Here is a 604-nt window from a genome sequence, read left to right on the forward strand (position 1 = left end):
GATGCAAGGCGGCGAGTGCGCCGCAGTGCGGGCACTGCAAGCGCGCGCCAACGCAGCAGCGCGTCGGTCATGGCAGCCAAAAACACATTTATTCTTGGGCGAGTACTTAGGGAAGCACTGATTCTAGCAGCACCTCGAAAGCACCGACGTCTTCGTCACGGCGCGCCACCGGTGCGCGGCAGCGCCAGTCCCTCGGCGCGCGCCAGCTGTTCCATCGCGTCTTCGAGGACGACGCGGGCCTGGGCCGCCGCGTTCCCGAGCGCGTGGTGCAGTTCGGCGTCCGCGCTGTCGCGGGAAGCGCACTGGGCGCTGTAGCGCTCGAAGCTGCCGACCATCAATAGCAGTTCGGTCAGGTGGCGCGGGCATTCGCAGGCCAGCTTCCCGCTGTTTACGCTCAGGCGGGCCAGCGCCTCCTCGTCGAACCGGGGCGGCGCCGGCTCGCTGCGTTGCGCCGGCAGCGGAAGGCGTTGCCCGTCCAGCGCGGTACGGCACAGGGACAGCAGCTCGCCCAGTTCGGCCGGCACGCGCGCCACCACCCAGCCCTGCGCCCGCAGGGCCCGGATGGTCGCGCTCGCGCAAAACCGGTACAGCACCGTTACCGCCC

Annotated in this window: 1 pseudogene; it reads right to left on the bottom strand. The window is 70.0% G+C overall.

Annotation, left to right across the window (positions count from 1 at the left end):
* Positions 1-155: 155 nt before the first annotated feature.
* Positions 156-604: pseudogene (locus KVT32_RS28360) on the bottom strand (MerR family transcriptional regulator); the annotation flags it as partial.

It is taken from the genome of Achromobacter sp. GbtcB20 (assembly GCF_019091095.1).
GTDB classification, from domain to species: Bacteria; Pseudomonadota; Gammaproteobacteria; order Burkholderiales; family Burkholderiaceae_B; genus Achromobacter; species Achromobacter mucicolens.